Genomic DNA, 19,179 nt, shown 5'->3' on the forward strand with positions numbered 1-19,179 from the left:
TATCTATTTACGTTAAACTATTTAGATATGAGAAAAAAGATTCATCCAGCTATTATTTTTACTTTATTTACTATATTTATAGCTATTTTGATCCTCAATAGACCAACTTATGAAGACCATCCTATCAAGTCAAAACCCAATGCAGTCCAGGTTGAAAATCAGGCCTTGCATAATCTTGACAAACCTATCATTGATGTCTCTGGTTGGCAAAGACCTGAGGAGATCAACTACGATACCTTATCTCAAAATATTTCTGGTGTTATTGTTCGCGTCCACAATGGGGGTCAGCATACTGAAACAAATGATGCCGCCTATGCCAATGGTGTCGATAAAGCCTATATAAATCATATTTCAGAATTTCAAAAACGGAATGTTCCAGTTGCTGTTTATGCCTATCTAGCAGGTACTAGTAAGGAAAAAATGGAAAAAGCTGCTGAGGCTTTCTACAACGCTGCTTCTCCATATAACCCTAGTTACTACTGGCTTGATGTTGAAGAAAAAACAATGTCTGATATGAACGAAGGTGTTGAAGCTTTTAGAGCTAAACTAGAAGCACTTGGCGCCAAAAATATCGGAATCTACATCGGTGTTTATTTCATGCAGGAGCATAGTATCAATACAGAGAAGTTCTCTGCTGTCTGGATTCCATCTTATGGAACGAATTCAGGTTACTTTGAAACCACGCCTAATACTGATTTAGACTATGACCTCCATCAATATACTTCAAAAGGAAGAATTGCTGGATTTGAACATCATTTAGATATTAATCTCATTTCTACCTTGAAGGAAAAAGAAGAAACCTTCAGAAAACTATTTTTAAGACCATAAAACAAGTGAAAATTGCTCTCTTTTTCACTTGTTTTTTCATTTTCTTCTCGTCTGTGTTATAATTGATAGAATAGAGAAAGAATTTTATGAAATTGAGGATTTTATGATGTTTTCATGGATTGCAAGAGTTATTAAGGGAATAGTCATCGCCTTAGGATTTATCCTACCTGGAATTTCAGGTGGTGTTTTAGCAGCTATTTTGGGGATCTACGAGCGAATGATTAGCTTTCTGGCTCATCCCTTTAAGGATTTTAAAGAGAATGTCCTATACTTTATCCCAGTAGCAATCGGGATGTTGCTAGGCATTGGTTTGTTTTCTTATCCAATCGAGTATCTGCTAGAAAATTACCAGGTCTATGTTTTATGGAGTTTTGCTGGAGCTATCATCGGTACGGTTCCTAGCCTCCTTAAAGAATCTACTCGAGAATCTGATCGTGATAAGATCGACCTAGTCTGGTTCTGGGCCACCTTTATCCTTTCGGGTGTCGGGCTATACGCACTAAATTTTATTGTTGGGTCTCTTAGTGCCAGTTTCGCTAGTTTCATCTTAGCGGGTGCTCTTTTAGCTCTAGGTGTCTTGGTGCCTGGTTTAAGTCCGTCAAATCTACTCTTGATTTTAGGACTGTACGCTCCAATGCTAACTGGTTTTAAGACCTTTGATTTATTCGGAACCTTCCTTCCTATCGGAATTGGTGCAGGAGCAACCCTCATCGTTTTTTCAAAATTAATGGACCACGCCTTGAACAACTACCACTCGCGTGTGTATCACTTTATCATTGGGATTGTACTATCAAGTACTCTCTTGATTTTGATTCCAAATGCTGGAAATGCTGAAAGTATCCAATACACTGGACTTTCTATTGTGAGTTATGTTCTCATCGCCTTCTTCTTTGCGCTTGGAATTTGGCTTGGTATCTGGATGAGTCAATTGGAGGATAAGTATAAATAATGGCAAAGAAAGTTAAGATAAAAAAAACCTTGGTCGAACAAATCTTGACCAAGGCAGGTATTGAGCATACAGGTATTCAAATCAATGCGCTTGAAGGAGAACTTCCTCCTGAATACGACAGAAGCCAAATCTTTAAAACATTGGCACTATTAGGGGACAAAACAGTTCCAATCATCGGAATCGTTCCCATAACAGAACACCTCGCTGAGAAAAAATTAGCAAAGGTTTCTGGCAATAAAAAAGTGAGCATGATTCCACAAAAAGACTTAGAAAAAACGACAGGTTATATTCACGGCGCTAATAACCCCGTCGGCATTCGCCAAAAACACAACTATCCTATTTTTATTGATCAAAAAGCCTTGGATTTGGAGCAAATGATTGTCTCTGCTGGGGAAGTCGGACATAGCATCATCATACGCCCTCAAGACTTGGCCAGCTTTGTAAAAGCGGATTTTGCTGATATCTTGGAGGAAAGTAAGTCATGAAACTCTATTTTGTTCGCCATGGGCGCACCCTCTGGAATCTTGAAGGACGTTTTCAAGGCGCTGGTGGTGACTCGCCCCTTCTTCCGGAATCCATTGACATCCTAAAACAACTGGGGCAGTATCTTAAGGAAATTCCTTTTGATACGATTTATTCTAGTGATTTACCCAGAGCAGTTAAGTCTGCTGAAATTATCCAAAGTCAACTCCAGGTCCCTTGTCCTCTAAAAAGCATTCCTGACCTACGTGAATGGCATCTTGGAAAACTTGAAGGTTTAAAAATCGCAACGCTCAATGCTATCTACCCGCAACAAATCAAGGCCTTTCGCTCTAATCTGGCCCAGTTTGATACGAGGATGTTTGAAGCAGAATCCCTTTACAGTACTACCAAGCGCACCATTCAGTTTATCAAATCTCTGAAAGAAAGTCCGGCTGAAAGAATTTTGATTGTCGGGCATGGGGCAAATCTCACTGCTAGCCTGCGTACACTCTTAGGCTATAAAGAGGCTCACCTTCGCAAAGATGGAGGCTTGGCCAATGCTAGTCTGACAATTTTAGAAACTGATGATTTTGAATCCTTCACTCTGGAAAGATGGAATGACACTTCCTATCAAGAAAAATAATGGAACTTGATCTTAATAGTCAAGTTCTTTTTAGTTTTCAAAGAATATCCGTGAATTTCTCTGCTATTTATGATAAAATGGGAGTATCGCAAAAAATGACTCATCGTATCAAATTTTGAGTAAAATTAGGAGGAACCCATGTCTACAGAACATATGGAAGAACTAAATGACCAGCAGATCGTTCGCCGTGAAAAAATGGCTGCGCTCCGTGAACAAGGAATCGATCCCTTCGGAAAACGTTTTGAACGTACTGCTAACTCTCAAGAACTAAAAGACAAATTTGCAGAACTTGATAAAGAACAATTACATGAACTAAATGAAACTGCTACTATCGCTGGACGCTTAGTAACTAAACGTGGTAAAGGGAAAGTTGGCTTTGCCCATCTCCAAGACCGTGAAGGTCAAATCCAAATCTACGTTCGTAAAGATGAAGTCGGTGAAGAAAACTACGAAATCTTCAAAAAGGCTGACCTCGGTGACTTCCTCGGTGTCGAAGGTGAAGTCATGCGTACGGATATGGGTGAACTCTCTATCAAGGCAACTCATATCACTCACTTGTCTAAAGCACTTCGCCCACTTCCTGAGAAATTCCACGGTTTGACAGACGTTGAAACCATCTATCGTAAACGTTACCTTGACTTGATTTCTAATCGTGAAAGCTTTGAACGTTTTGTCACTCGTTCAAAAATCATCTCTGAAATCCGTCGTTACCTTGACCAAAAAGGTTTCCTTGAAGTAGAAACACCTGTTCTCCACAACGAAGCTGGGGGCGCTGCTGCTCGTCCATTTATCACTCACCACAATGCACAAAATATCGATATGGTACTTCGTATCGCGACTGAGCTTCACTTAAAACGTCTTATCGTTGGTGGTATGGAACGTGTCTATGAAATTGGTCGTATCTTCCGTAACGAAGGAATGGACGCCACTCACAACCCTGAGTTCACTTCTATCGAAGTTTACCAAGCTTATGCGGACTTCCAAGATATCATGGACTTGACGGAAGGTATTATCCAACACGCTGCTAAGGCAGTTAAGGGTGATGGTCCAGTCAACTATCAAGGAACTGAAATCAAAATCAACGAACCATTTAAACGCGTTCACATGGTGGATGCCATCAAAGAAATTACTGGTGTAGATTTCTGGCAAGACATGACTTTCGAGGAAGCTAAAGCTATCGCTGCTGAGAAGAAAGTTCCAGTTGAGAAACACTACACTGAGGTTGGTCACATCATCAATGCCTTCTTTGAAGAGTTTGTTGAAGAAACCTTGATTCAACCAACCTTTGTCTATGGACATCCAGTAGCTGTATCTCCACTTGCTAAGAAAAATCCTGAAGACGAACGCTTTACTGACCGTTTCGAGCTCTTTATCATGACTAAGGAATACGGTAATGCCTTTACAGAGTTGAACGACCCAATCGATCAGCTTAGCCGTTTTGAAGCTCAAGCTAAAGCTAAAGAGCTTGGTGATGATGAAGCAACTGGTATTGACTACGACTACATTGAGGCTCTTGAATACGGTATGCCACCAACAGGTGGTTTGGGTATCGGTATCGACCGTCTCTGCATGCTCCTCACTGATACAACCACTATCCGTGATGTATTGCTCTTCCCAACAATGAAATAATACTCTTCGAAAATCTCTTCAAACCACGTCAGCGTTTCCTTGCCGTATGTATGGTTACTGACTTCGTCAGTTCTATCTACAACCTCAAAGCAGTGCTTTGAGCAACCTGCGGCTAGCTTCCTAGTTTGCTCTTTGATTTTCATTGAGTATAAGTTCATTTTAATACGAGGGAGGCAAAGCCTTATTCTAAGGCACTAGCCCCCGCTACGATTTCTGTAATTTCTTGTGTAATCGCCGCCTGTCTAGCACGGTTATACTGGATTGTCAAATCATTGATGACCTTTTTGGCATTATCGGTCGCCGTTTGCATGGCTGTCATACCTGCAGCATTTTCAGCTGTCTTGGCATCGATAATAGCCCCGTAAATCATACTTTCAGCATACTGTGGCAACAATTGCTCTAGAATCTCATCACGGCTCGTTTCCAACTCAAATGTCAAGCTATACTCTTCATCCGCTTCATTTGGATCCAAGTCAACAATCGGAAGCATTTGTTCCACACGCATTTGACTTGTGAGAGTATTGACATGATGGTTGTAGCAGACGTATAATTCATCAAAAAGTTCGTTTTGGTACATCTCAATCGTTTTTGAAATAATTTTACGAACTTCATCAAAACTAGGCTGATCTGCCAAGCCACGTAGTTCATAGATTGGCTGAATACCTCGAGCCTTAAAGAAATCAGCTCCCATACCACCGATACAGATTATCTCAAAATCTTTACCATCTGGATGGTATTCTTCTTTCAACTCCATAACGGCTTTAAGGATGGAAGCATTATAACCTCCAACCAAGCCACGGTCTGAAGTGATAACGATATAGCCTGTTTTCTTAACTGGGCGACTGATGAGCATCGGATTGGTTGAACCACCAGATCCGTTACCATGCAGAATATCCGTCAAAAGCTTACGGACCTTCTGAGCGTAAACTTGAAAGTTGCGCGCTGCTTCTTCAGAGCGACCTAACTTGGCAGCCGATACCATTTGCATGGCATTAGTGATTTGACTCGTATTTTTGGTTGAGGCGATTTTTGTTTTAATATCATTTAGAGATACTGCCATCTGACACCTCTATTCTTATTGGAAGCTGGATTGATTGAGAAACTCTGTAATCGCAGCATCCAAGACTGCTTCATCTGGCAAGTCTTTTGTTTCACGAATAGTTTCCAAAATCTCTGGATGTTGTGCATCAAAGAAAGTATGGAACTCTTCCTCAAAACGAACAATGTCATCTACTGGAATCGTATCCAAGAAACCATGTGTCAAAGCATAGAGAATGGTTACTTGTTTCTCAACAGGTAGTGGTTTATGAACAGGTTGTTTCAATACTTCCACAGTACGACGTCCACGGTTTAACTTAGCCTGTGTTGCTGCATCCAAGTCAGAACCAAACTTAGTGAAGGCTTCCAACTCACGGTATGAAGCAAGGTCGATACGAAGTGTACCAGCTACTTTCTTCATGGCTTTGATTTGTGCAGAACCACCTACACGGGATACAGATGAACCCGCATCGATGGCTGGACGAATACCCGCATTGAAGAGACCATCACCAAGGAAGATTTGTCCGTCAGTGATAGAAATCACGTTGGTTGCGATATAGGCAGAGATATCTCCCGCTTGTGTCTCGATAAATGGTAGGGCTGTAATAGATCCACCACCAAGTTCATCAGAAACTTTAGCTGAGCGCTCAAGCAAACGGCTGTGAAGATAGAAAACATCCCCTGGGAAGGCTTCACGACCTGGTGGACGACGAAGCAAGAGGGAAAGCTCACGATACGCGACCGCTTGTTTTGAAAGATCATCATATACGATCAAAACATGCTTGCCTTGGTACATAAACTCTTCTGCCATAGCAACCCCAGCATAAGGAGCTAGGAAGAGCAATGGAGATGGTTGTGAAGCAGAGGCAGTCACAACGATTGTGTAATCCAAGGCACCATACTGACGAAGTGTTTCTACTTGCGTACGAACTGTTGATTCTTTTTGTCCAATCGCTACATAGATACAGATCATATCTTGCCCTTTTTGGTTCAAGATTGTATCAATTGCAATGGTTGTTTTCCCTGTCTGACGGTCACCGATAATCAACTCACGTTGACCACGACCAATCGGTACAAGCGCGTCAATAGCTTTCAAACCTGTTTGCAATGGTTCTGATACAGACTTACGTTGCATAACGCCAGGAGCCGGCGCTTCTACTGGACGAGACTTATCAGTATGGATTTCTCCAAGACCGTCAACTGGACGACCAAGTGGATCCACAACACGTCCAATAAGGCTCTCACCAACAGGAACTTCCATGATTTTACCTGTACGGCGAATGGTATCGCCTTCACGAATATCTGTAAAGTCACCTAGGATGATAATCCCAACGTCTGTTGACTCCAAGTTCTGCGCCATCCCATAAGAGCCGTTTTCAAAAATCAACAGCTCCCCACTCATGGCATTTTCAAGGCCGTGAGCACGCGCAATTCCGTCCCCGATATAGGTTACAACACCTGTTTCAGATACATCAAAATTGGGTTTGAAATTTTCAATTTGTTGCTTAATTAAAGCGCTGATTTCTTGTGCGTTAATTGCCAAAAGAACACCACTTTCTATTTCAAATTTTCTTTAACAACTCGAAGTTGTTGTTTAATACTCACATCAATTGTCTTGTGATTAGCAAAAATGACAAAACCACCAATGAGTCCTTCATCAATTTGTTCTTTGACGCTCCGCACTTTCAGAGACATTTTTTTCTCTATCAATGGGAGCAGACGTTCCTTCTGTTCATCTGTTAAAGGATGAGCTGAAGAAATCGTGACTACAAAACGATTGGTCTCTTTTTCAAGGCGATTCAAACAATCTGCAATTACTTCATAAAAAAGATTTGCTCTGTGATTGTAAACCAGAACTTGAATAAAGTTTTGCATTAAAGGTGACACAGAGTCTTGAAAGAAACGAACTGTTTTTTCCTTATCTGACTCATCGACTGCCACCTGAGCTAAAAAAGAAGGTAAACCCGTTTCTTCTGCGACTTGCTTGATTTGATCCAAGTCTGAAAAAATCCGGTCCTCTTCTCCTTTTTCAATCACTAATTGGACAAAAGGCATGCTGTACTTTTCAATGACCTTTGCTGTTTTCTTGTCCATTAGGCTTCTCCTAGCTGATCGATATACTGATCAATGAGTTCCTTATGGGCATGACTGTCAAGGTTTTGTGAGATGATTTTCCCAGCTAGACTAACTGTCAAATCTGCCACCTCGCCCTTAACACTTTGTAAAGCTTCAGCTTTATTTTGCGCAATTTCTTGGTTGGCTTTTTCTTTTAAGCGCCCTGCTTCAAGTTTAGCTTCGGCTAAAATATCGGCTTTACTTTTCTCAGCAGTTCCCTTTGCATTCTCGATAATCGTTTTAGCTTCGGTACGGCTACCTGCTAACTCAGCTTCACGTTGGTTAGCTAGTTCCTCAGCCTTTTTACGGGCTTCCTCGGCACCATCAATATCTGAAGAAATCTTTTCAGCACGTTCATCCAAGATGCTGGAAATATTTCCCCAAGCATATTTTTTCACTAAAAAGATTAATAAAAGGAAGGAACCAGCGATAAGAATAAAGTCACCGATAATGGTACTAATAGTTAAATCCATCTTCTAATCCTCCTCTACTTACTCTTCCCCTTCATTTATTTTTTTACCAATGTACATAGATGACAACATGGTAAATACATAAGCCTGAATACATGAAATGAAAATTGAAAAGGCTGTCCATAACATGTTTGCGATAAAGGCAAAAGGATACCAATACAAAGCATTTTGTGACAAGGCTAATAGCAATCCAGCTAAGACCTCACCGGCAAAAATATTTCCGTAGATCCGAATCGCCAAGGAAGCAAAATTGGTGAACTCTTCTAAAATGTTCATCGGAGTCATAAAGCCAGGTGTAACAAATGCTCTCAAATATTCTTTAACGCCTCTACGACGAACTCCTTCTACATGGGCGATCAAAGTGATCAAGAATGATAGGGATAAATCGTATCCAAGGTTGGCTGTTGGAGAAGTCCACAAGTTATAACCGTTTGTTGTTTGTACTTTTGCCATTAAGCCGATATTATTGGCAACCAAGATAAACAGAAATAGAGAAAACAGAAATAAGGAATAATCCTTGATGTATGATTCTCCAATGTTTGGTTTGGTAAAACCAATCACAAAGTCGTAAATCATCTCAAGAGCATTTTGTTTGCCCTTTGGACGGATGGTCATTTTACGACTTGCCCAGTAGACAAAGGCAAAAACCATCAAAACAGTTACAAGAGACATGGCAAGCAGGGTCAAATCAAAGGATATTGGTCCAATATTAACGGTTGGATTCAAACTTTCTTCCATGGTTTGACACCTCCATTTCTAAATAGAGTTGTCTATTTAATGACAAATGACATCGCCAAGGTTACAAAGAATGTTCCTTCGATAAAGGCAATCCCCATGATCATCAAACTACGCAATTGTGGGATGATATCTGGTTGGCGTGCTGCAGACTTGAACAAACCGTTCATCAAAAATCCTTCTGCAAGGGATACACCCATACAGGCAAGACATAGACCGAAAAATGTTAAATTCATGATGAATTCTCCTTTTATTTAAAATTTACTTACTTAGTTTAGTCCTAAAATTTGTTTTTGTCAACTTTTTACTTACGTTGGAAGCGTTTCAGATGATTTATTTTTATTTTTGCTATTTTTATACCACTGTATAGATAAGTTTCTCATTTTATGATGAAATGTGTTTCCACTTTCTCTATATTTTCCGAAATAAATTGAAAAATCCAAGTTTAGAACTTGGATAGATTCATTTTATTTGAAATAGTGGGAATAGTGTTGTTTACACCCTGGATTAAATGGAGATTTGCAATAAGGGCAGGCTATCTGCTTTTGATATTCTTGAAATGTTATTGTCCTCATACAAGCCCCACATAAAATCGGTCGATCCTCAGAAAGCGCCAAAGGATAGGGCGAAAAAACATGCGTTTCTATAGCATTGTGGCACTGATAGCAAGCATAATATTTTTTACACTCATAGCACTGAAGAGAAACGATGTCCTTTTCGCCATGATAATGAACACATCTGCCTTCATCATCAACTAACAAACCTTGTGCTTGATTCATTCACTTTTCCTTCTCTAGGCACGAACTGTGACGCTGGTTCCATCTTCTTTATAGAGATTGATAAGACCTTCCTTGAGAGCGCGAACCATGTCCCCAGCTTGAACAGGTTGTGGGACTTTAATTGTCAAGAGTTCCATTGGATTTGGAGCACGGTCAATTTTATTACCCTTGGCATCATGAAGGTCTTCGATATAAGTCTCAAAATGACGGAAACCTGGTCCATAAAACTCGACTTGATCGCCTTCGTTGATGACATTCCGTTGACGAATGGTTGCCGTTTGAGTCGCATCATCGTACGCAACCACTTCAGCGACAAACTTGTATTCAGGAATTTTACGACGAGCGCCAAATAACTGTTCGTTTTCTGTAGGTGTACCATAGTAGAAACCTGTTGCCAGTTCACGCTGAGCAACCTTCCACATCTCGTCTACCAAGTCCTGTTTGATGGCTTCAAATTTCTCAGGACTTTCAAGATAAGCATCTACAGCCGCCTTGTAACAGTTAGTCACTGTTGAAACATAGTGGATAGATTTCATGCGGCCTTCAATCTTAAGACTGTCTACACCGTTTTCAATCATATCTGGAATATGGTCAATCATGGACATGTCAACGGCTGACATCGAAAATTCTTCTGGAATTTCACCTTTAAGACTCTTACGTTCTTGACCAAAAGGCATGTCGTAAAGATCGTATTTCCAACGGCAAGACTGTGAACAACCACCACGGTTGGCATCACGCATACTCATGTGGTTTGAGAGCGTACAGCGACCTGAGTAGGAAATACACATGGCTCCATGGACAAAGGCCTCAATCTCAACATCTGTACGTTTGCGAATCTCTGCCAATTCCTCCATTGAAACTTCACGGGCCAAAACCACGCGAGTTAGACCAAGTTCTTTCCAGAACTCAAGAGTTTCATAGTTGGTCGCACTGGCTTGAGTTGAAAGGTGGATTTCTAGACCTGGTGCTTCTGTTGCTGCAATCATAATCAAGGCTGGATCCGACACGATAACTGCGGCAATCCCGATATCACGCAACTTACGGAACCATTCTCCAGCACCAGCTTCGTTTCCTTCGTGCATAACCATGTTAGCAGCCACATATACCTTGGCACCGTACTTTGCAGCAAACTGGACTCCTTCTTCCATCTGTTCAAAGGTGAAGTTTCCTGCACGGCTACGAAGACCATAGGCCTGCCCACCGATGAAGACTGCGTCCGCACCATATTGAACAGCTACTTTCAGCTTCTCTAAAGTCCCTGCAGGTGATAAAACCTCAGGACGTTTTAATGTTTTTGTCATTTTTTCTCCTATTTGCAATATAAAAGTTTGACGTTTTTCCTTCTCATTTTATAGTAAATAATGGATAAAATCAAGCCTAGACAGATTGTTTTGACAATTCTAATCTTTTAAGAAAACAAAAAACTAGCCTTTCTAGACTAGTTATTTTCAAGATAAAATTCAAAGCGTTCGCCCACGTATTGACTCTTAACATACTCGAAAGCCGTCCCATCTTCAAGATAAGAGACCTGAGTCAAGGCTAAAATGGCATGCCCCTTTTCGACTTCTAGATAGTGAGCAATCTTTTCCTTAGCCAATCTCGCATAAATAGTCTGTTGGGATTTGCCAATCCGGTAGCCATGTTGCTGCAAGGTTTGGAAGAAATGACTGGTGATTTCTTCTTTTTTGAAATCCTTGATAAATTTCTCAGGAATGGATGCGACTTCATAGACTAGCGGAACTTGGTCAGCGTAACGCACCCGTTCCATACGGATAATATTCTCTGTCGGAGTAATCCCTAGCTTAGCGACCTCTTGCTCATTTGGAATGGTTCTTCTGTAAGAAATGAGTTGGCTGGAAGGTACTTTCCCCTGAGATTTGACAATCTCCGTAAAACTAGTCGTTCCCCGCATTTTTTCTTGGACACGAGTACTAGAGACAAAGGTTCCACTTCCTACACGACGCTCCAAAACTCCTTCCTCAACCAAGAGAGAGATAGCCTGACGTAATGTCATCCGGCTAACTTGAAACTGTTCCGCTAAATCTCGCTCACTTGGAAGTCTCTCTCCGATTTTCCAATGATGCTCATCTATATCCTTCTTAATCTGATCGTGGATTTTCATATAAGCTGGTAACATGATTCTCACTTCTTTTCTTTATTTTCTCCATTGTACCGTATTTGCTAAGAAAAAGTCAAACTTTGCCTTGTTTAGTTGGTAATTCGCCCCTATTTGTGATAGAATATTGAAAAAGATATTTCTTTTGAGAAAGGAAAAAGATGAGCAACATTTCAACTGACTTGCAAGATGTCGAAAAAATCATCGTGCTGGACTATGGTAGCCAATACAACCAGCTGATTTCACGCCGTATTCGTGAAATTGGTGTTTTTTCAGAGCTAAAAAGTCACAAAATCTCAGCCACAGAGGTTCGTGCGATTAACCCTGTAGGGATCATCCTCTCTGGTGGACCAAACTCTGTATACGAAGATGGTTCATTTGATATTGACCCAGAAATTTTTGAACTTGGCATTCCAATTTTGGGAATCTGCTATGGTATGCAACTTTTAACTCATAAACTTGGAGGAAAAGTTGTCCCTGCAGGTGATGCTGGTAACCGTGAGTATGGCCAATCACCACTTACCCATACCACTTCTGCCCTCTTTGAAGGAACTCCTGAAGAACAGATTGTTTTGATGAGCCATGGCGATGCTGTTACAGAGATTCCAGCTGATTTTGTTCGTACTGGAACTTCTGCTGACTGTCCTTATGCAGCTATTGAAAACCCAGAAAAGCACATCTATGGTATCCAATTCCACCCAGAAGTTCGCCATTCTGTATACGGAAATGATATCCTTCGCAACTTTGCCCTTAACATCTGTAAGGCTAAAGGCGACTGGTCAATGGACAACTTCATCGATATGCAGATCAAAAAAATCCGTGAAACTGTAGGTGACAAGCGTGTTCTTCTCGGTCTATCAGGTGGTGTTGACTCTTCTGTCGTTGGCGTTCTTCTCCAGAAAGCAATCGGCGATCAATTGATCTGTATTTTTGTAGACCACGGTCTTCTCCGTAAGGGAGAGGCTGACCAGGTTATGGACATGCTTGGTGGTAAGTTTGGTTTGAATATCGTCAAAGCAGATGCTGCAAAACGCTTCCTTGATAAACTTGCAGGTGTTTCTGATCCTGAACAAAAACGGAAGATTATCGGTAACGAGTTTGTTTATGTCTTCGATGACGAAGCAAGTAAGCTAAAAGATGTAAAATTCCTTGCTCAAGGAACACTATACACTGACGTGATTGAGTCTGGAACTGATACTGCTCAAACCATCAAATCACACCACAACGTGGGTGGTCTTCCAGAAGACATGCAGTTTGAACTGATTGAACCATTGAACACTCTTTATAAAGACGAAGTCCGTGCCCTCGGTACAGAGCTTGGTATGCCAGACCACATCGTATGGCGTCAACCATTCCCAGGACCAGGACTCGCTATCCGTGTCATGGGTGAAATCACTGAAGAAAAACTAGAAACTGTTCGTGAGTCTGATGCTATCCTACGTGAAGAAATCGCTAAAGCTGGTCTGGACCGCGATATCTGGCAATACTTTACTGTCAACACAGGCGTTCGTTCAGTCGGTGTTATGGGTGACGGTCGTACTTATGACTACACCATCGCCATTCGTGCCATTACTTCTATCGATGGTATGACAGCTGACTTTGCCAAAATTCCATGGGAAGTTCTTCAAAAGATTTCTGTACGTATCGTAAACGAAGTAGACCACGTTAACCGTATCGTCTACGACATTACAAGTAAACCACCTGCAACTGTTGAGTGGGAGTAGAGTTAATTAGTTAAAAAAAGCCTAAAAATCAATATTTCTAAGGCTTTGATAAAATATTTAGAAATATTGTAATACTAAACAAAAGAATATAATGGTAAATGAATTAATCACACAATTTTTAAAATCTCCAATTGGAAAGCTTAGCAATGATCTTTATTCTAAACTTGAAAAGTTCATTGAAAAACAGAGTCAAGATAGCACCTGGAATAAAGTTATTAACAATGTTATTTCTGCTACTGAGGGTTTTGATAAAGAAATTGCAGAAGTCATATTTACTAGACTACCTTTTTTGAATCTCAGAAAACGACTTTTCGATGGAACTGTTCAAGACATTCATAAAGACTTTATCTTAACTTTGGCAATGGAATTAAGCCAGTTTAATAAGGAAAAAGATTTTGCAATTCCTGTTGGTCTTACAATAGTTGATAATTGTTATAATTCAAAGAATATTCCATTAGAAAATGATAGTTACGACATCCAAGAGCTCTCAAATATCATTAATAATCGTGAAAAACTATATTATAACTATTTTAAATTGTTTGATGATAAAAATGGAGTTGATAAAATTCAAATTTTTTTTCCAAAAAATGGAGAAAATTGGATTCGCTATTCAGAAGAATATTCAGTAATTATAAACGTGAACTTATCAAAGGGAATTTTATATGGCTTTTGTAGAAAAGGCTTTGATTATTATAAAATAAATAATAACAGTAAAAAAACTCTTAAATGTGCGTATATTGAAAACCAAAGAGAAATATTACGTTTTGAGTCTACTCCATCAGATAAAGAAAGTGTTATAATCTGGTTAAGATGAATTATCGATAAAAAAGAGTATGAGACTAATGTCTCATACTCTTTTTTATTTGCGTTTTTTCTTCGCTTTTTTCATTTTGTTGGCCATGCGTTTCATAGACTGTTTCATGGCAAATTCGCCTATTTTACCTTTTAGTCCACCACCAAACATCTGGCTCATAACTGGCATTCCAGCTCCTCCAAGACCTGACATATCTGGCATGCCGCCTTGTCCCATCATGCCTTCAAGGGCAGACATATCCATTCCTCCCATATTTGGCATATTTTTAGGAAGGTTATTGGGATTGATTCCCATTTGCTTCATCATTTTGTTCATATCCCCAGACATGACACCTTGCATGAGCTGTTTGGCCTGGTTAAAGTCTTTGATAAATTTATTGACTTCGACAAAGGTATTTCCAGAACCGGCAGCGATACGACGGCGACGACTAGGATTTAACAAATCAGGATTTTCGCGCTCCTCAGGAGTCATGGAAGACACAATGGCACGTTTGCGCGCAATCTGGCGCTCATCCACCTTCATATTTTGAAGGGCTGGATTGTTAGCCATACCTGGAATCATCTTGAGCAAGTCTTCCATTGGCCCCATATTTTGCACCTGATCCAATTGATCGATGAAATCATTGAAATCAAAGGTGTTTTCGCGCATCTTCTCAGCCATTTCAAGGGCTTTTTGCTCATCGTATTCTTGAGAGGCTTTCTCGATCAAGGTCAGCATATCCCCCATACCAAGGATACGGCTTGACATACGATCTGGGTGGAAGGTTTCGATATCTGTTATCTTTTCACCCGTACCAGTGAACTTGATAGGTTTTCCAGTGATGTGACGAACAGACAAAGCTGCACCACCACGAGTATCCCCATCAATCTTGGTAAGAATAACCCCAGTCACTTCTAACTGAGCATTAAATTCACGAGCAACATTGGCCGCTTCCTGACCAATCATGGCATCAATGACGAGCAGGATTTCATTTGGCTGAGCCAGTGCTTTAACATCACGAAGCTCATTCATCAAAAGCTCATCAATCTGCAAACGCCCTGCCGTATCAATCAAGACATAGTCGTTGTGATTGGCTTGCGCTTGCTCCAAACCTTGGCGAACAATTTCAACAGCAGGCACTTCTGTTCCAAGTGCAAAGACAGGAACATCGATTTGTTGTCCAAGTGTTTTCAGCTGATCGATGGCTGCTGGACGATAAATATCTGCCGCAATCATCAAAGGACGAGCATTTTCTTCCTTCTTGAGTTTATTAGCCAGCTTACCAGCAAATGTTGTTTTACCAGCCCCCTGCAAACCAACCATCATGATAATGGTTGGAATTTTAGGTGACTTGATAATCTCTGCCGTATCAGAACCTAAAACAGCTGTCAATTCCTCATCAACGATTTTGATAATCTGTTGGGCTGGATTGAGGGTATCAATGACCTCGTGCCCGACTGCACGTTCACGAACCTTCTTGATAAAGTCCTTTACAACAGGCAAGGCAACGTCGGCTTCCAGCAAGGCCAAACGAATCTCTTTGGTCGCTTCCTGGACATCAGCTTCAGAAATTTTTCCTTTTTTACGTAGATTTTTAAAGACGTTCTGTAAACGTTCTGTTAAACTTTCAAATGCCATTTTTTTCTCCTATGTTTCATTAATTCGGTGGAAAACGTCCAAAATCTTGTAAACAAACAAGTTCTTCTGGAGTGACTTCTTTCATTATCTCATTTGGATATCCCCAACAGCTAAATCCCTCTTGAAGAGCTCGAGATATAGAGTCAGACGAGAGGATTTGTAGCCTTGTGGGAAAAGGAGTCTCAGCAGCTAATAGTTTACAGGGTATACCTTTGTAGATGACTATACTCCCCATACTTATTCTCTATTATCAATACTTGTTAAAATTTCTATCTGCTCCTGCAGAAAGTCATCCTTGGGATAACGCTCTAAGATCTGGTCAAAAATCTGACTGCGGACAATGTAGTCCGAATACATGTGCAATTTCATCTCATAATCTTCTAGAATCTTTTCCGTCCGCTTGATATTGTCGTAGACAGCCTGACGACTGACACCGAACTCTTCAGCAATCTCAGCAAGACTGTAATCATCAGCATAATAGAGTTCAATATAGTTCATCTGCTTGTCTGTCAAAAGCGCCGCATAAAATTCAAAAAGGGCGTTCATACGATTGGTTTTTTCGATTTCCATAACTTTTATTATACCAAAAAAACGATTATACTGCTAGAGTAGAAGCACTTCAAATAGAGTAAGAAGAAGAAAAAAGAACCTTGCAAAGCAAGATTCCTTTAGTGTCTGACTTAAATAATTGTTCTTCTGGGAACTTAATCGAATTAAGCTTCGATTTCTGTAACCATACCTGAACCAACAGTACGTCCACCCTCACGGATAGAGAATGTAGTACCTTGTTCTACGGCGATTGGGTGGATCAACTCAACGTCGATAGTCACGTTATCACCAGGCATTACCATTTCAGTACCTGCAGGAAGTTCGATTGAACCTGTAACGTCAGTAGTACGGAAGTAGAATTGTGGACGGTAGTTGTTGAAGAATGGAGTGTGACGTCCACCTTCTTCTTTAGTAAGGATGTAGACTTCACCTTTGAATTTAGTGTGTGGGTTGATTGAACCTGGTTTAGCGATAACTTGTCCACGTTCGATTTCGTCACGTTGAACACCACGAAGAAGGACACCTACGTTATCTCCAGCAAGACCTTCGTCAAGTTGTTTACGGAACATTTCAACACCAGTAACAACTGCTTTTTGAGTTTCTTCTTTGATACCAACGATTTCGATTTCGTCGTTGACACGAACAGTACCACGGTCGATACGTCCTGAAGCAACTGTACCACGTCCAGTGATTGAGAATACGTCTTCGACTGGAAGAAGCAATGGTTTTTCAGTATCACGTTCTGGTTCTGGGATGTACTCATCAACAGTGTTCATCAATTCCATGATGATGTCTTCGTATTTAGAGTCACCTTCAAGAGCTTTAAGAGCTGAACCTTGGATAACTGGAAGATCGTCACCTGGGAAGTCGTATTCTGACAAGAGGTCACGGATTTCCATTTCAACCAATTCAAGCAATTCTTCGTCGTCTACCAAGTCAATTTTGTTCATGAAGACGATAAGGTGTTTAACACCAACCTGACGTGAAAGAAGGATGTGCTCACGAGTTTGTGGCATTGGTCCGTCAGTTGAAGCTACTACAAGGATAGCTCCGTCCATTTGAGCGGCACCAGTGATCATGTTTTTAACGTAGTCCGCGTGTCCTGGAGCGTCGATGTGAGCGTAGTGACGTTTTTCAGTTTCGTACTCAACGTGCGCAGTGTTGATAGTGATACCGCGTTCGCGTTCTTCTGGAGCAGCATCGATAGACGCATAGTCTTTAGGTTGGTTAACTGCTGAAGGCAAGCGACGTGCCAATACAGTTGTGATAGCTGCAGTCAAAGTAGTTTTACCGTGGTCAACGTGTCCGATAGTACCAATGTTAACGTGTGGTTTACTACGATCGTATTTTTCTTTTGCCATTTGAGTAAAAGCCTCCAATAAAATATATTTTATAGATAGACAGTAGGCAATACAGTCTAACTTTCCTTACTATTTTATCAAATTTCTGCTAAATTGCAAGTGTTTTACACATATTTTGTGAATTAATCTAAATCTTATCAAATCCTGTTCTTCTGCTTCTTTATGGCAATATGAATTCAAACTTCTTTTCGTTTGGCGATAGTCTTTTCATCAAAAAAATCAGGTCTCCCTGATTTTAATTTGATTCTGTTTTTTCCAGTTCCTTAGCTTCTTTATGGTTTTCATATAATTTCGCTAGGAACTTAGTAATTTCTTTAAAAATAGAGTAAGTAGGTACTGCTACGACCATCCCTATGACACCGTAGATATTACTTGACAGTAAAAGGAGCACCAAAATCGTAATCGGATGCACTTTCATAACCCCTCCAACGATACGTGGATAGAGAACATTTCCGTCAATCTGCTGAATAATGAGCATATAAGCAACCGCAATCAACATACGATGAGGATCTGTGAACACATTGGCAATCACCATTGGAATCAAGCCAATACTTGGACCAACATAAGGAATCAAATTTGCGATTCCAGAAAAAATAGCAAAAACTAGGGCGTACTTTAATCCGATAACGCTATAGCCAATATAGGCTAAACATCCAATAATAACCGCATCAATCGCAATTCCACTGATATAGCGCGCTATGGTTGTATTGAGATTGGTTAAAAGGCTAGAAAGATTCAATTTGTCATGTTTTAAGATGGTACGTTCCAACATTGGTAGCAACTTATGACCATCCAACAAGAAATAAATCAAGAATACAGGGGTCATAATGAGGATTAGAACTGTACTAAACAAGGCTGAAAGAACGCTTCCTAAACTATTGCTGACGCTATTCAGGATATTCTGGAGGATATCCACATAGGAGAGATTAAGTTGTTGAATTGTTTGTTGAATATCAATATTTTGGAAGACTGGATTCATGGACAAATCGATGATCAAATCTTGTAGTCTACTATAGATGTTTTGACTAGAAATAATCAAGCTGGTCAACTGATTAATCAAAATCGGCAAGAGATAAACGACCCCTACAACGATAGCACCAATCAAGGCACAAAGAGTGACCAAGACACCAATTAGACGATTGATCTTACATCTCTTTTCTAAGAAAGTAACGACTGGATTTGTAATGTAGTAAAAAAATCCACCAAGCAAAAATGGAATCATGATGGTATTCACAACTGTCACGAAGGGAGTAATGATGGCTCCCATTTCTCTCCAAAGATAGAAAATCAGTGTTAATAATAAAATTTCAGCTGTCCAAAAAAATAATTTGTTTCTACGGAACATAGGTA

General features: G+C 40.3%; 19 protein-coding genes and 1 pseudogene. 7 read left to right on the top strand and 13 right to left on the bottom strand.

Annotation, left to right across the window (positions count from 1 at the left end):
* Positions 1–27 precede the first annotated feature (27 nt).
* The 5 genes from V470_05165 (at position 28) to V470_05190 (ending at position 4,511) form a co-directional block, all read left to right on the top strand.
* Positions 28–828 carry a glycosyl hydrolase family 25 gene (locus tag V470_05165; GenBank protein ID AHZ47816.1) on the top strand — a complete coding sequence of 267 codons (801 nt, stop codon included), beginning with the start codon at positions 28–30 and terminating at the stop codon, positions 826–828.
* A 106-nt stretch (positions 829–934) separates the two neighbouring features.
* A complete protein-coding gene (locus V470_05170) occupies positions 935–1,777 on the top strand; it encodes a membrane protein (protein AHZ47817.1) in 843 nt (280 codons plus the stop codon).
* The gene (locus tag V470_05175) at positions 1,777–2,262 is read left to right on the top strand and encodes a prolyl-tRNA synthetase (GenBank protein AHZ47818.1); all 486 of its coding nucleotides are present in this window, start codon (positions 1,777–1,779) and stop codon (positions 2,260–2,262) included. The genes V470_05170 and V470_05175 overlap by 1 nt, the downstream gene beginning before the upstream one ends.
* Entirely contained in the window at positions 2,259–2,882 is a 624-nt protein-coding gene (locus V470_05180; protein ID AHZ47819.1) for a phosphoglycerate mutase, read from the top strand. Before V470_05175 ends, V470_05180 begins: the two co-directional genes overlap by 4 nt.
* Positions 2,883–3,020: 138 nt before the next feature.
* Positions 3,021–4,511 carry a lysyl-tRNA synthetase gene (locus V470_05190; GenBank protein AHZ47820.1) on the top strand — a complete coding sequence of 497 codons (1,491 nt, stop codon included), beginning with the start codon at positions 3,021–3,023 and terminating at the stop codon, positions 4,509–4,511.
* A 181-nt stretch (positions 4,512–4,692) separates the two neighbouring features.
* Here the strand turns inward: V470_05190 and V470_05240 are convergent, their stop codons facing one another.
* The 8 genes from V470_05240 to V470_05280 form a co-directional block, all read right to left on the bottom strand.
* Positions 4,693–5,571, bottom strand: coding sequence for an ATP synthase F0F1 subunit gamma (locus tag V470_05240; protein ID AHZ47830.1), 879 nt, complete (start codon positions 5,569–5,571; stop codon positions 4,693–4,695).
* Positions 5,572–5,586: 15 nt separating this feature from the next.
* Entirely contained in the window at positions 5,587–7,092 is a 1,506-nt protein-coding gene (locus tag V470_05245) for an ATP F0F1 synthase subunit alpha (protein ID AHZ47831.1), read from the bottom strand.
* Positions 7,093–7,106: 14 nt separating this feature from the next.
* The gene (locus V470_05250) at positions 7,107–7,643 is read right to left on the bottom strand and encodes an ATP synthase F0F1 subunit delta (protein AHZ47832.1); all 537 of its coding nucleotides are present in this window, start codon (positions 7,641–7,643) and stop codon (positions 7,107–7,109) included.
* Entirely contained in the window at positions 7,643–8,137 is a 495-nt protein-coding gene (locus tag V470_05255) for an ATP synthase F0F1 subunit B (GenBank protein ID AHZ47833.1), read from the bottom strand. Before V470_05255 ends, V470_05250 begins: the two co-directional genes overlap by 1 nt.
* Before the next feature lie 18 nt (positions 8,138–8,155).
* A complete protein-coding gene (locus V470_05260) occupies positions 8,156–8,872 on the bottom strand; it encodes an ATP synthase F0F1 subunit A (protein ID AHZ47834.1) in 717 nt (238 codons plus the stop codon).
* Between the two features lie 32 nt (positions 8,873–8,904).
* Positions 8,905–9,105: an ATP F0F1 synthase subunit C gene (locus tag V470_05265; protein ID AHZ47835.1), complete on the bottom strand. Its 201-nt coding sequence runs from the start codon at positions 9,103–9,105 to the stop codon at positions 8,905–8,907.
* A 557-nt stretch (positions 9,106–9,662) separates the two neighbouring features.
* The gene (locus tag V470_05275; GenBank protein ID AHZ47836.1) at positions 9,663–10,949 is read right to left on the bottom strand and encodes a protease; all 1,287 of its coding nucleotides are present in this window, start codon (positions 10,947–10,949) and stop codon (positions 9,663–9,665) included.
* A 137-nt stretch (positions 10,950–11,086) separates the two neighbouring features.
* The gene (locus V470_05280) at positions 11,087–11,785 is read right to left on the bottom strand and encodes a GntR family transcriptional regulator (protein AHZ47837.1); all 699 of its coding nucleotides are present in this window, start codon (positions 11,783–11,785) and stop codon (positions 11,087–11,089) included.
* Between the two features lie 140 nt (positions 11,786–11,925).
* Here V470_05280 and V470_05285 point away from each other — a divergent pair, with 140 nt between their 5' ends.
* Together V470_05285 and V470_05290 are read left to right on the top strand one after the other, a co-directional pair.
* Positions 11,926–13,488 (top strand): GMP synthase, encoded by a 1,563-nt coding sequence (locus V470_05285; protein ID AHZ47838.1) that lies wholly within the window; start codon positions 11,926–11,928, stop codon positions 13,486–13,488.
* 76 nt (positions 13,489–13,564) lie between these two features.
* Positions 13,565–14,302, top strand: a pseudogene (locus V470_05290) (hypothetical protein).
* A 45-nt stretch (positions 14,303–14,347) separates the two neighbouring features.
* Here the strand turns inward: V470_05290 and V470_05295 are convergent.
* The 5 genes from V470_05295 to V470_05315 all read right to left on the bottom strand — a co-directional run bounded on the left by V470_05295 (position 14,348) and on the right by V470_05315 (position 19,174).
* Positions 14,348–15,919 carry a signal recognition particle gene (locus V470_05295; protein ID AHZ47840.1) on the bottom strand — a complete coding sequence of 524 codons (1,572 nt, stop codon included), beginning with the start codon at positions 15,917–15,919 and terminating at the stop codon, positions 14,348–14,350.
* A 19-nt stretch (positions 15,920–15,938) separates the two neighbouring features.
* On the bottom strand, positions 15,939–16,154 hold the full coding sequence (locus V470_05300; GenBank protein ID AHZ47841.1) for a 2-oxoglutarate:acceptor oxidoreductase: 216 nt from the start codon (positions 16,152–16,154) through the stop codon (positions 15,939–15,941).
* A 2-nt stretch (positions 16,155–16,156) separates the two neighbouring features.
* Positions 16,157–16,489, bottom strand: a complete 333-nt coding sequence (locus V470_05305) for a DNA-binding protein (protein AHZ47842.2) — start codon at positions 16,487–16,489, stop codon at positions 16,157–16,159.
* Positions 16,490–16,632: 143 nt separating this feature from the next.
* Positions 16,633–17,829 (bottom strand): elongation factor Tu, encoded by a 1,197-nt coding sequence (gene tuf, locus V470_05310; protein AHZ47843.1) that lies wholly within the window; start codon positions 17,827–17,829, stop codon positions 16,633–16,635.
* Positions 17,830–18,064: 235 nt separating this feature from the next.
* Complete coding sequence (locus tag V470_05315) at positions 18,065–19,174, bottom strand: membrane protein (protein AHZ47844.1); 1,110 nt, start codon at positions 19,172–19,174, stop codon at positions 18,065–18,067.
* Positions 19,175–19,179 lie beyond the last annotated feature (5 nt).

Origin of the sequence: Streptococcus sp. VT 162, assembly GCA_000688775.2 — a bacterium.
Classification (GTDB): domain Bacteria; phylum Bacillota; class Bacilli; order Lactobacillales; family Streptococcaceae; genus Streptococcus.